Source organism: Kluyvera ascorbata (assembly GCF_023195735.1).
GTDB classification, from domain to species: Bacteria; Pseudomonadota; Gammaproteobacteria; order Enterobacterales; family Enterobacteriaceae; genus Kluyvera; species Kluyvera ascorbata.
Window position 1 is genome coordinate 4,460,253 of the sequence record NZ_CP096201.1, and the last position, 12,814, is coordinate 4,473,066.

General features: G+C 56.9%; 9 protein-coding genes. 3 read left to right on the plus strand and 6 right to left on the minus strand.

The genetic code is table 11. The features are described from left to right. Nucleotides 1-3: 3 nt before the first annotated feature. The gene (ytfR, locus tag MY052_RS21300) at nucleotides 4-1,506 is read right to left on the minus strand and encodes a galactofuranose ABC transporter, ATP-binding protein YtfR (RefSeq protein ID WP_202216684.1); all 1,503 of its coding nucleotides are present in this window, start codon (nucleotides 1,504-1,506) and stop codon (nucleotides 4-6) included. Between the two features lie 103 nt (nucleotides 1,507-1,609). Next, nucleotides 1,610-2,566: a galactofuranose ABC transporter, galactofuranose-binding protein YtfQ gene (gene ytfQ, locus MY052_RS21305; protein WP_123651118.1), complete on the minus strand. Its 957-nt coding sequence runs from the start codon at nucleotides 2,564-2,566 to the stop codon at nucleotides 1,610-1,612. A gap of 402 nt (nucleotides 2,567-2,968) precedes the next feature. On the opposite strand from ytfQ, the gene ppa reads away from it, so the two are divergent. Beyond that, nucleotides 2,969-3,496 (plus strand): inorganic diphosphatase, encoded by a 528-nt coding sequence (gene ppa, locus MY052_RS21310; protein ID WP_123651119.1) that lies wholly within the window; start codon nucleotides 2,969-2,971, stop codon nucleotides 3,494-3,496. Nucleotides 3,497-3,641: 145 nt separating this feature from the next. Here ppa and MY052_RS21315 read toward each other — a convergent pair whose 3' ends face one another. Genes MY052_RS21315 through tamA form a run of 3 tightly spaced genes read right to left on the minus strand, consistent with a single transcriptional unit; the run spans nucleotide 3,642 to nucleotide 9,495 of the window. After that, complete coding sequence (locus MY052_RS21315; RefSeq protein WP_035896263.1) at nucleotides 3,642-3,986, minus strand: gamma-glutamylcyclotransferase family protein; 345 nt, start codon at nucleotides 3,984-3,986, stop codon at nucleotides 3,642-3,644. A 2-nt stretch (nucleotides 3,987-3,988) separates the two neighbouring features. Beyond that, nucleotides 3,989-7,765 carry an autotransporter assembly complex protein TamB gene (gene tamB / locus MY052_RS21320; RefSeq protein WP_248537831.1) on the minus strand — a complete coding sequence of 1,259 codons (3,777 nt, stop codon included), beginning with the start codon at nucleotides 7,763-7,765 and terminating at the stop codon, nucleotides 3,989-3,991. Beyond that, nucleotides 7,762-9,495, minus strand: a complete 1,734-nt coding sequence (gene tamA, locus MY052_RS21325) for an autotransporter assembly complex protein TamA (RefSeq protein WP_035896265.1) — start codon at nucleotides 9,493-9,495, stop codon at nucleotides 7,762-7,764. The genes tamB and tamA overlap by 4 nt, the downstream gene beginning before the upstream one ends. Before the next feature lie 269 nt (nucleotides 9,496-9,764). Here tamA and msrA point away from each other — a divergent pair, with 269 nt between their 5' ends. Further along, complete coding sequence (gene msrA, locus MY052_RS21330; RefSeq protein WP_035896266.1) at nucleotides 9,765-10,409, plus strand: peptide-methionine (S)-S-oxide reductase MsrA; 645 nt, start codon at nucleotides 9,765-9,767, stop codon at nucleotides 10,407-10,409. On the opposite strand, the gene MY052_RS21335 is transcribed toward msrA, so the two are convergent. Then, nucleotides 10,406-11,464: a LacI family DNA-binding transcriptional regulator gene (locus tag MY052_RS21335; RefSeq protein WP_248537832.1), complete on the minus strand. Its 1,059-nt coding sequence runs from the start codon at nucleotides 11,462-11,464 to the stop codon at nucleotides 10,406-10,408. The genes msrA and MY052_RS21335 overlap by 4 nt on opposite strands. A 191-nt stretch (nucleotides 11,465-11,655) precedes the next feature. Between MY052_RS21335 and MY052_RS21340 the strand changes: the two genes are divergently transcribed. Next, complete coding sequence (locus tag MY052_RS21340) at nucleotides 11,656-12,810, plus strand: Gfo/Idh/MocA family protein (protein ID WP_035896267.1); 1,155 nt, start codon at nucleotides 11,656-11,658, stop codon at nucleotides 12,808-12,810. Nucleotides 12,811-12,814: the final 4 nt, after the last annotated feature.

The following is a 12,814-nucleotide window of genomic DNA, read 5'->3' on the forward strand; positions in this document are numbered from 1 at the left end:
TCCTTAGGCCGCAATAGCGTTCATGATGGCAGGGACGGAGAGCTTATCGAGCGGGATCTCCGCCACCTGTTGGCGATCGCGCATGATGATCACCCGGTCGGCGTAGCCCACCAGCTCTTCCAGTTCAGATGAGATAACCAGCAGCGCCAGACCATCCGCGCAGAGCGTTTCGATCAGGCGAATGATCTCAGCATGGGCGCCCACGTCGATCCCACGGGTCGGTTCGTCGAGGATCAGGAACTGCGGGCGCGTCAGCAGCCAGCGGGAGAGCAGCACTTTCTGCTGGTTGCCGCCGGAGAGAAACTCCACCGGCTGCTCGGCGCTAGGGGTGCGGATCGCCAGCTGGCGGATAAAACGTTCGGCAATGTCGTTCTGCTCTTTGCGCGGAATCGGCCGCAGCCAGCCGCGCTGCGCCTGCAGCGCGAGGATAATATTTTCCCGCACCGACGCGGCGGCAATAATGCCGTCGGTTTTCCTGTCCTCCGGGCAGAATCCGATCCCAAGACAAGAGGCCTGATGCGGCGAGCGCAGAGTTTGCGGTTTGCCTTTGATCGTCGCCTGCCCGCTGTCGGCAGGATGGATACCGAAGATCACTTCGGCGGTTTCGGTACGACCCGATCCCAGGAGTCCTGCCAGGCCGACGATCTCGCCAGGGCGAATGTGCAGATCGAACGGGGCGATGGTGCCTTTTTTGCCGTAACCCTCAAACGAGGCGACCGGTTTATCGCTGAGTAACGTACGCCCGGCGCGCTGAAGCGCCTGATGCTCCAGCTCACGGCCGAGCATCATTTTGACCAGTTCAATCTGCGGCAGCTCGCGGGTTTCCCGGCAGCCAACGAACGATCCGTTGCGCAGTACGGTGATCCTGTCGCTGACCGCATAGACCTGATCGAGGAAGTGGGTGACGAAGATCAGGCTGACGCCCTGATCGCGCAGCTGGCGCATCAGGGTGAAGAGCATCTCCACTTCTTTGGTGTCGAGGCTGGCGGTAGGTTCGTCGAGGATCAGCACTTTTGCCGAGAGATCGATAGCCCGGCAGATAGCGACGATTTGCTGCATCGCGACAGAGAAGCGGTTTAACGGCTCGCGCACGTCGAGAGAGAAGCCATAAGAGGCCATCAGCGCGGTGGCGCGCTTTTCCATCTCTTTGCGCTGGATAAAACCAAAGCGTTTGGGTTCACGGCCAATAAACAGGTTATCCGCCACCGACATGTTCGGCAGCAGGTTCACTTCCTGGTAGACGGTACCAATACCCAACTGCTGGGCATGGGCGGTATTTTTGGGATTGATTTGCTGGCCTTCCAGCCAGATGCTGCCGCTGTTGGCATGGTAGACGCCGGTCAGCGCTTTGATGAGCGTGGATTTTCCCGCGCCGTTTTCGCCGAGCAGCGCCATGATTTCACCGCGCCGCAGGCTGAAGTTGACGTTATCCAGCGCTTTCACGCCGGGAAAGTACTGGCAGAGCCCCTCGGTGCGGAGGATTTCCGGGTTGGTTTCAGTGGTCATGGTGCGCTCCCCCTCACCCAATACATTGTGCCTGACTTGCAACCCGCACCGCTCAGCTCCCTCTCCCTTTCAGGGAGAGGGTTGGGGTGAGGGTACCCGCCGCTTAATAGCCCATATTTTTCTTCTTCTCTAACTCTTCTTTCGCCGTATCCGGCAGATACAGCGTCGATTTGGTCAGCGTCACTTTTTCCGGCATGGTGCCGTCTTTCTTGAATTTCTCCAGCGCATCAAACGCCGGGCCGGCCATATTCGGGGTCAGTTCGACGCTGGCGTTCGCTTCACCGGCGATCATCGCTTTATAAATATCCGGTACGCCGTCAATCGAACCGGTCAGAATGTCTTTGCCCGGCTTCAGCCCGGCCTCTTTAATGGCCTGGATAGCACCGATCACCATGTCATCGTTATGGGCGTAAACCATGCAGATGTTCTTGCCGTTGTTTTCCGCCTTGATAAAGCTTTCCATGACCTCTTTGCCCTTACTACGCGTAAAGTCGCCGGACTGGGAGCGGATAATTTTGATGTTGGACGCTTTAGAAATCGCGTCGGCGAAGCCTTTCTTACGGTCAATCGCCACGCTCGCCCCCACCGTCCCTTGCAGCTCAACGACGTTACACGGTTTGCCGTCGACAGTTTTAATCAGCCATTCGCCAATCAGTTGGCCTTCCAGCACGTTGTTAGCGGTGACCGTGGTCATGTAGAGAGATTTGTCTTTGACATCAATGGAGCGGTCGAGCAGGAAGACCGGGATCTTGGCCTCTTTGGCTTCCTTCAGCACCGGTTCCCAGCCTGTCGCCACAACCGGTGCGATAAAGATGGCATCCACACCCTGAGCGATAAACGAACGCACCGCTTTAATCTGGTTTTCCTGCTTTTGCTGGCCGTCGGCAATCTTCAGGGTGATACCGCGTTTTTCCGCTTCCTGCTTCGCAACGTTGGTTTCCGCCGCGCGCCAGCCGGATTCAGATCCGACCTGCGAAAATCCCACCGTTAATGGAGCAGCCATGACCATAGACGACATGGCTGCGGAAACTGCTGTGACAAGAAGTAAGCGCTTCCACATAGAGATATCCTCGTAGGGTTATTGTTGGTCAAATATTCATCTGCGGAAAAACTATAGACAATAGGGTATGTAACGGAATGCGTTACATCACACTTCAAAAAAGTAAATTATTTGTTAATTAGTAGCGGGCGTCAGAGCACAGGAAGGAGTAGGTGTCGCGCACCCATTGATGGCAATCGATTTTGTGTTTTTTTTGACCGCATCACCGTCATTTTTTATCGTGATGTAAACGCTTTCATGATTTTATTCATGATGCGGCTGTGTTTATGGATTTTTCTGCTTTAAGAAGGCGCTGAAAAGGCTAGGTTCCAGGGAGAGAGACGTAAAACAGGTCAAGACTTTCCCGACGAGTTGGCTATAATACCGGGCACTAGTTTGCCATACATTCTAAAGGAAACAGACATGAGCTTACTCAACGTCCCTGCGGGTAAAGATCTGCCGGAAGATATCTACGTTGTCATCGAAATCCCAGCTAACGCAGATCCTATCAAATACGAAGTCGACAAAGAGAGCGGCGCGCTGTTCGTTGACCGTTTCATGTCCACCGCGATGTTCTATCCGTGCAACTACGGTTACATCAACCACACCCTGTCTCTGGACGGTGACCCGGTAGACGTTCTGGTCCCAACCCCGTACCCACTGGAGCCAGGTTCCGTCATTCGCTGCCGTCCAGTTGGCGTGCTGAAAATGACCGACGAATCCGGTGAAGATGCGAAACTGGTTGCGGTACCGCACACCAAGCTGAGCAAAGAATACGATCACATCAAAGATGTGAACGACCTGCCAGACCTGCTGAAAGCGCAGATCACCCACTTCTTCGAGCACTACAAAGACCTCGAAGCGGGCAAATGGGTTAAAGTTGACGGTTGGGACAATGCTGAAGCGGCTAAAGCTGAAATCATTGCTTCCTTCGAACGTGCGAAAAAATAATATTTTTCGAGCGTGACAAAACACCGCCTTCGGGCGGTGTTTTTGTTTGTGCGAGTCCCGGCGGCGCTTTGCTTGGCCGGGCTACCTGGTTCACGCAGCTCCGGAATAAAAAAACAACGCCACCCCCAGGGTGGCGTTGCCGTATTCAATACTGGTCTTTATCCAACCAGTTACCGCTTTCTATCAGCTTCAGCCCGTCGACCGGGCGCTGATAGACATACATCCAGGCACTACCGTAAGGCGTCTGGATGAGATGACGTGCATATTCACCCGCTTTGGTGCGCAGCGCATCCAGTTCGGCCAGCGTCGATGCGTCAATTCGATAAACTTCACCGTGTACCGTGCCTTCACCTGGCACCGCGCCTGGATAGTGGCCCAGGCTGTACAGTTGATAATCGAAAACGCTGTGATCGCCCAGCCACTGGGCGTTCGTCATCCAGTGGCTGTTGCCTTGTTTGCGCCGTAAACTGCCGTACACAAATATTCGCATTGCTAAAACTCAAACTGATAGAGCAAATCGAGCGCCTGGTCTACGCCAGACACCGCTTCCAGATACAGCTTAGGCATCAGGCGATAGCGTAACGTGAGCGTCGCTAACGAGTCAAAGATCCCAACGCCATATTTCACCTGCAGACCCGGCAATACGTAACCACTGACCACCACCTGGGAGGAATCACCCACCCCTTGTGTATCGAGAGCCAGATTACTTACGCCAAACGTCTCGCCGATTTTACCCACAAGCTGACCACTTTGTGCAACCCCCATACCAATAAGCATAGATGTCATTGCCGCACTGTCACTCTGACCGCTATCCAGCCCCTGTCCACGAACCAGGTAAGAGAGCGCTTCCTGCTGTGACATCGCCGGGTCGGAGAAGACTTCCGCCTTAGGCTGATCGGCGGTACCGGTGACGCGAACGCCAGCGATAACATCGTTTTCCGTCGATTCCGGGTTACGAATCGCTTCGATGTTGAGCAGCGGCTGATCCGGCGGACCGGAGAACAGCAGTTCGCCTTTACGCACGATCAAGTCCTGGCCATAGGCGTGGAAACGCCCTTCCGGAATATTAATCTGGCCGTTCAGGCCCAGCCCCTGTTTATCCTGCGCTACCTTCAGGTCGCCGGTCAGGCGCGCTTTCAGCCCGAAGGCATCAAGACGGACGTTGTTGCCAACGTGGATATTCAGGTTGCTGTTGATAGGAATCGACGCAGACTGCGTTTTCTCCGGCTTGAGGTCGCTGTTGAGCATCACCTCGTCGCTGGAAACGCCCACAGCGCTTTCCGGCACCTCTTTCACCACAATACGCGCCCATGGGATATCGACGTTGCCATCCAACGTAAACAAGCTTGGCGTGGCGTTAAAGACGATATCCGGCGACACATCAAGGCGCACCATCGGCGGCACGGTAATACGCACCCGGCTGCCTTTTGCGGCGATGCGCGCCCGCCAGTTGTCGATTTGCCGCCAGTCCGCATCGCCGTTCAGGCTGATTTGCCCCTGCTGGGTGCGAATATCGCCCTGCAACGTCGAGCTGGCACCGTTGAAGTTCATGGTTATCTGGCTTGGCTGCATATCAAACGGCATAAAGTTGCCGTCGACGTCGATACCGTTCAACTGCATCTGCCCGAAGAGCAGCGGGCTCATCGCATTACCGCCGAGACGCAGGTTCGCGTTGAGCTTACCTTCCGCCTTTTCACCGCGGGAGAAGATAGGGTTAATCATCGCCAGCGAGAAGTTACGGATATTGACGTTACCGCCAAGGTTGCGACGCCCCTGCGGGTCGGTCACCTGCACCTGACCGTCAAGTTGGCCGTTATTGGTCAGACGGATAAGCCAGCCTAGCTCCGCGCGGTTGTTATGCAAGTCTGCGTTCAGGTTCAGCGTGTCAAAGGCCACCGGCAGCGGCGCATTGTTGACGATTTGCGTCACCTTCACGTTGCGCCCGGAGAGCGTCACTTTACCCTGCGGCAGCCCCTCTTTGGTGGTGTCCCAGGTGACGTCCGCATTACCGCTGAACACGCCGCTCGCCTGCGTCTCTTCCGGCATAAACGGTTTGAGCATCGCGAGATCGAAGCGGTTGAGGTTCACTATCGCATGGCCTGCGGCACCGGCATCAATCGTCTGCGGTACGCACAGTTCGGCGTTCGGGTTCACCCAGCAATGCGGCCCGATGCTGATTTTCTGCTCGAGGTTGCGGTAGTCCAGCGCGATATCGCGGTTAACCGACCACGGGCCAACCGGGGTCTGGAAGCGCGTATTGCTAAGCGCCCCCTTCCAGCGTTCTTCTTTGCGGTCAAAACTGCCCGACAGCGCCAGCTGGCCGGAGACCGGCTCGCCCTGAATCTGCAACTGCAAGGTGTGCTGCTTCTCGTTACCTTTGGCCGCCAGATGCACCAGGCCGATATTCACGCCCGGCTGCGCAATGCGTTCCACGCGCACATCGAGGTTCCCGGCAATCTGATCGGTCGACTTGACCTCGCCGTCCACGCGCACCTGAGCAATCGACAGCTCCTGCCAGCGTAGGCCGCGCGCGGTGATATCCGCCAGTAACTGCGGCGCGTCGACGGTGCCACGAATTTTCACCAGCCCTTTCGCTGTGCCGCCAAGACCCGGCAGCATGTTGTCGAGCTTCGGCGCATCAATGTTGGCGTCCAGGTTGAGGTCTTTTACCCCCAGTTCGCCTTTCACGTCGGCGGTGTTATTGCCCAGCGCCACGTGCAGGCCGGGAATGGTCCACTGCATGTAGCTGTTACCGCGTACGGAACCCTCGACGTTCACCTTGTTCTGCTTCACGTTGCCGGTGATTTTCACCTCCGGCACGTTCATCTGCCAGGTGCCGCCGTACAGGCTGCCGTTGGTTTTAATCAGGCCGTCCAGCTTCGACGGCCAGTCCGGTGCCACCTTAGCGGTGTTGATGCCGCGAAGCGCCAGTTCGCCGCGCCAGCTTATCGCCTGCTGCCAGTCAAGCAGCGCGGTCAGTTCGGTTTTGCCTTCCAGCGCCGCTACGGTGAGCTTGTCGAGGCTCACCTGCCGCTCGTTGCCTTTCGCGTCGATGGTGATATCCGCTGGCGGCACGCCCTGCCCTTTCACCGCGGTGCGGAATGACAGCGTATAGTCAGTCATCTTGCCGCCGAGCTTCATTTTCAGGTCATCGGCCTGGAACTGCTTCTCACCGGTAAACGGCCAGTAGAGCTGTTTACTGTTCACTTCAATATTAAACGGCAACCCGGCTTCCGCCAGCTGCGCCTGGGCGCGGAGAGAAACGTCTACCGGGCCGGAGAGATTAACCCCGACCTCAAGCTGTTTACGCACCTCACCGCCCACTTTCAGCTTCACTTTCTCGCCCTTCAGCGGGTCCATGTTCAGCGTACTGTTGAGCGTGATGTCTACCGGCCAGTCATTGATCAACTGCGCGGTACCGCTGGCGTTCACCGTGCCCTGACTGGAATCAACGTCCAGCGCATCGAGCTTCATGTTGCCGTCGATGCTGCTTACCTTCAGCAGCATTTTGTAGACCGTCAGGTCGGTGTCGCCGGTAATACGCAGCTGTTCGCCGCTAAAGGACTCAACGTTCAGGTTCAGCGGCAGATGCACATCGGCCATTTCCGGCAGCACCGGCTTGGAGAACAGCTCGGTCATGGTTTCGCCGAGCGGTTTTTCCTGCGGCTGCGGATTGTCGATTTTCGGCTCAACCACCTCTTTTTGCGCCACGTCGGCTACTTTCGGTAGGGCAATCAGCAGCCCTTGCAGCGTGGTCGGCGTGAGGGTCAGGTTTTTCTCCTGCCACTGAAGGCCGCTGGTGAAATCCATCACCGACACCGTGGTGTCATCAATTTTGATATTGACGTTGTTAAGCGCGAAGCGCTTGAGGCTAATCGGGTACGGCGTGGAGAGGTTCAGCGGGCCGCTGTCCTCCTCTTTGACCGGCGCGGCGGGCGGCATTTTGCTACTGTCGATAGCCACGTTGATGTTGCTGAGCGCGATATCATTCACGCACATGCTGCTGTGCCACAGGCATTTCAGATCCACCGCAAGATGAAACTCCCCCGCGTCCACCGCCACGCCCGGCTGGGTGTAGCGGACGTTTTTCAGCGTCAGATCGCGCCAGCCGCCGGTGACTTTGCCAATTTCCAGCCCCGGCACCCAGCGGTTTGCCGCGTTAAACAGCAGATGTAACCCTGTCGTCGTGCCAACCAGGAATCCGACGATCCCCACCAGCAATACGAGAAAAATCAGCACACCGAGGCTTATTTTCTTCCATAACGTCATAGTTCAGGCCCCAGTCCAATGTAAAACTGCAATCCATGTTCATCTTTATCGCCCACCGGAACGGCGAAATCGAGCTTGATTGGCCCAACCGGCGACTGCCAGCGTACGCCGACGCCCGCGCCTTTTTTCCAGTCGCTCTGGCGAATATCGCTAACCGCTTCACCACCGTCGACAAACACCGCGCCCCACCACTTCCCGGTCACGTTGTACTGATACTCAAGCGAGCCGGTGGCCAGTTTTGATGCACCGATCAGCTTGCCTTTATCGTCGCGCGGGGCGATCGATTTGTATTTATAGCCGCGAATACTGCGGTCGCCACCGGCGAAGAAGCGCAGATCCGGCGGTACGCGGTCGAAGTCACCGGTTTCAATCCAGCCGAGGTTGCCGCGCATCACGAAGCGATGGCGGTCGTAGAGCGTACGGATCCAGACGTTTTGCGCCTGAATAACGGAGAAGTCGACGTCCGAACCCCAGGCGGTGTTGGAGTAGTCGATCGAGTAGCGCTGGGAATCGCCCCAGGTCGGCATCAAACCGCCGCGCGAGCGGGTTCGGCTGATTGAGACGCCTGGATAGAACAGCATGGTGGTGTTGGTGACATCCGCCTGGGTAAAGTGGTCGAGGCTCCAGCGCAGGTTAATGGCGCGCTGCCAGCCGCTCGACAGGTCCCAGAAACGCGAGACCGCAAGCGTGGTGGAGTCGGCTTTGGTGTCGTTGAGGTCGGTGCTTTTGAAACCGCCCTGCACCAGATAATACTGTTCCAGCGGGTTCTTCAGCAGCGGAATTTTATAGCTGAAATCCAGCTGCTGTTCCGGCGCCGACACGCTGACGCTGGTCGTCAGGCTGTGGCCGTAGGAGTTCACCCACGGTTTTCGCCACGAGGCTTTCACTCGTGGCCCGACGTCGGTGGAGTAGCCGCCACCCAGTTCAACGGTGTTTTCGCTGCGCGGCGAGACGACGCCATGCAGCGGTAGCACCTTCGTTTTCCGGGATTTAGCGAACTCCGGCGCGACCACCACCGAGTTAAACCAGCCGGTGGCGGAAAGACGGCGGTTAAGTTCGGCCAGGTCGCTGGACTGGTAGTAATCGCCCTTTTTGAACGGCACCAGACGCTGCAGGTACTCTTCGCGGATCTGCGAGCCTTCAAAGGTGACATCACCAAAGCGGTAGCGCTCGCCGCTATCGTAGTCGATATCCCAGAATGCCTGATGACGGTCGAGCGACACGCCGAGCTGGCTCTTGTTAAACTCGCTATCAAAGTAGCCTTTGCGCAGCGCCACGCTGGTTAACGAACTTTTAAAATGGTCATAGTCGCTGTGATTCAGGACGGTGCCAATTTTAGGCCGGTTTTGCAGCAGCGCCAGATAGTCGCTGTCGGTTCGCGCACCGCCGCGCAAAATCACATCGGTGCCGCCGATAAGTACCGGCTCGCCTGGCGTCACTTTTGCCAGCAGCACCTGACGGCCTTTGGCCGGCGGTGGCTTAAGTTCGAAATCGATGGTCGGCTCATAGTAGCCGAGGGCCTTCAGCCCTTCACGAATAGCATCATCTACGCGCGCGCGAAAGCGACGATCGGGCGTCACCTCATCGCTGTCGATCGTGGAAAGCTGCGCACGTACGTTTTTTTGTAACTCGCCTGAGAGCCCTTCAACCTGCAGACGGATGTTTGCTGCACTGGCAACACCGCTGGTCAGCAGCAAGCTCACCAAACATAACTGGCGGATTTGTCGCACATTTTCTCCTGAATATCCTTGTTCCCACCCCAACGGGAAACGAAAGTCCGCTCCGCGGCCACAACTGCGTTTTCGCCAAAACTACGCTCTGAGGGCGCACGGCATTCAACGTCAGCTTAAAAAACCCACTCTTTGTCGGGTTGAAATAAATACAGAGCCCCAAATTATTCTTATGTTTAAACTTAGACGTATTCGGCGCGTTTATTGTGTTAAAAGACACGCCCGGTTACAACCTTAACGGAAATTACCGTTCACCGGAGGCCTATCTCATGAGTCTAGCTGATAAAAAACACCTTGTATCTCAATCGGATGCATTGCCAGGAAGAAATACGCCGATGCCGGTCGCCACGCTCAATGTCGTGACAGAACACTCAATGACCAACGTTCCGGAGGGGATGGAGGTCGCATTATTCGCCATGGGCTGCTTCTGGGGCGTCGAACGTCTGTACTGGCAGACACCCGGTGTGTACAGCACCGCAGCAGGCTATACCGGCGGCTTTACGCCTAATCCCACCTACCGCGAAGTGTGCAGTGGCCAGACCGGGCATGCCGAAGCCGTGCGCGTGGTTTATGACCCGACGATGGTCAGCTATAGCGACCTGCTGAAAATTTTCTGGGAGAACCACGACCCGGCGCAGGGGATGAGACAAGGAAACGATCAGGGTACGCAGTATCGTTCGGCGATTTACCCCCTCACGCCGGAGCAAGAGCAGGAGGCGCATGCCAGCCTGAAACAGTTCCAGGACGCGATGAAGAGCTCAGGAGATGCGCGAACCATCACCACCGAAATCGCCAACGCCAAGCCGTTCTACTATGCCGAGGATGAGCACCAGCAGTACCTGTACAAAAATCCGCACGGCTACTGCGGCATCGGCGGGATTGGCGTATGCCTGCCTCCACAGTTGCAGGGTTAATCGTCCAACGCCACGCGCGCCGCATGTCGCGTGGCATTCGCCACTGTTCCGTAGTCCATGACTTTTCCCTGTAGTAACAGGTTATAGACCGGCGACTGAGGTCGGTTAAGCCGCGTTTGCAGCAGATGCACGGCCTCAATGCCCAGGTCACGGCAAGGGACGCGAATACCGGTCACCGGCGCGGTCAGGCTATTTTCCAGATTCCACGTAAAATCGGTGGTGATAAGAGAGATATCCTCCGGTACGCGCAGCCCGTGGTGCTGCAACGCCTTCATCACCCCCTCGGTCATGCTCGTGCTGTTGGGGAAAATAACATCCGGCCACTGCGCACGATCGTGCGTCTCCAGCCACGTATTCAGCGCCCGCTCCGCTTCCTCCGCCGTGAACCACTCGGTGACCAGCAGGTCGTGCTGAGGGTTGAAAGGAACGTGGTGATAGCGATAGGCCTCTTTAATCCCATCCAGCCGGGCATAGAGCGTCTCCCTGCGCAGGCAGGTCATCGTCAGCACACGCCGATGCCCTTGTTCAAAGAGATAACGCATCGCGGTAAAGCCGATAGCACGGTGGTCAGGCGAGACGCAATCCAATGCCATTTCCCGGTCAATTGAGTTAATCAACACGCAGGGCTTATTCAGCGTACTGGCCAGCTTGAGGATCGTGGGGTCATCCGTGCCGATGATCACCACGGCATTGATGCTCTTCTGACCGGCTTTTTCGAGGAATAATTTTACGTCTGCGTGTTGCTCTTCCAGCGCGCAGTGGGTGATCCAGACATCATGCGGCGCACTGGCTTCGGCAATCCCTTTGGTGACTTCCAGATAAAAGGTATCGCCTCGCCCCTGGAACGTGCGCTCTGGGGCAAACACGGCGATGCCGTTAATCAGCAGCCGCCCGTTGGCCAGCGAGTCCAGCACTCCTAGCTGGCGAGCGCATTGCACAATCGCCTCTCGCGCCTTTTCGCTGGTATAGGATTTGCCGCTCAGCACCCGGGAAACGGTGCTAATGGAGTAGCCGGTTCGTGCGGCAATTTCATCCATTTTTAGCTTGCCTGGCATTGTGTGACCTCGCTCGCAATCATATTTTGCAAATTTTTGCAGATGCAGTTCGCTGATTTTAAAACCCATTTTCACTTTCCCGCCCATATTCCTGTTCGGCCTGCGAGCATTCTCACAAATTCCGTTTGTCCGCTTTATCCGCCTTCCCTATTTTCAGACTTCAGTCATTCCTATCACGGTTAAGGTGCAACATGGATAAGGTGCGTTTCGGCATTATTGGCGTGGGTAACATTGGTACCCTTCACGCCCGTTACCTGATGGCAGGTACGGTGAAAGAGGCCTGCCTGACGGCAGTGTGCGATAACGATCTCAGCAAGCATCCGGCTATTCGCCAGCTTGTTGGCGGCGGCATAACCCTATTTGACGATGCCGAAACCATGCTGAAAAGCGGGCTGATAGACGCGGTTATCGTCTCCACCCCGCATTACGATCATCCGGGCCTGTCGATGATGGCGATGCGCCACGGCATCCATACCCTTTGCGAAAAACCGGCCGGGGTTTACACCGCCCAGGTGCGTGAAATGAACGAATACGCCCGCGGCTGCAACGTGGTGTTCGGCATGATGTTCAACCAGCGCCCTAACCCGCTGTATCAGAAAGTGAAAGATCTGATCGACAGCGGCGAGCTGGGCGAACTGCGCCGCTCTAACTGGATTATCACCAACTGGTATCGCTCACAGAGCTACTACAACTCCGGCGGCTGGCGCGCCACCTGGAAGGGTGAAGGCGGCGGCGTGCTGCTCAATCAGGACCCGCATCAGCTCGACCTCTGGCAATGGCTGGTCGGCATGCCGGTGCGCATGCGCGCGTTCTGCCAGTTCGGTAAGCATCGCGATATTGAAGTGGAAAACGACGTCACCGCCTACGCCGAGTACGCCAACGGCGCCACCGGGGTCTTTATTACCACCACGGCGGAAGCGCCGGGTACCAACCGCCTGGAAATCACCGGCGATCGCGGCAAGGTGGTAGTAGAAGAAGGTCGCCTGCGCTTCTGGCGTCTGCGCGAGTCCGAACCAGAATTCAACGCCCGCTGGCAGAACGGCTTTGGCGAGCCGGAATGCTGGGAGGTGGTAATCCCCAACCCGCCGGAAAGCAGCGAACACCACGTGGTTACCGCCAACTTCTGCGACGCCGTGCTGCACGGTAAACCGCTGATTGCCCCGGGTACCGACGGCATTCGCGGCCTGACGCTCTCCAACGCCATGCACCTCTCCACCTGGACCGACGACTGGGTCAACCTGCCGTTTGACGAGGCGCTGTTTAAAAAGCTGCTGGACGAGCGCATCGCCACCTCCGTTGAAAAACAGGTCGAAAGTAAAACGCTGGATGCCTCCGGCACCTGGTAATCCG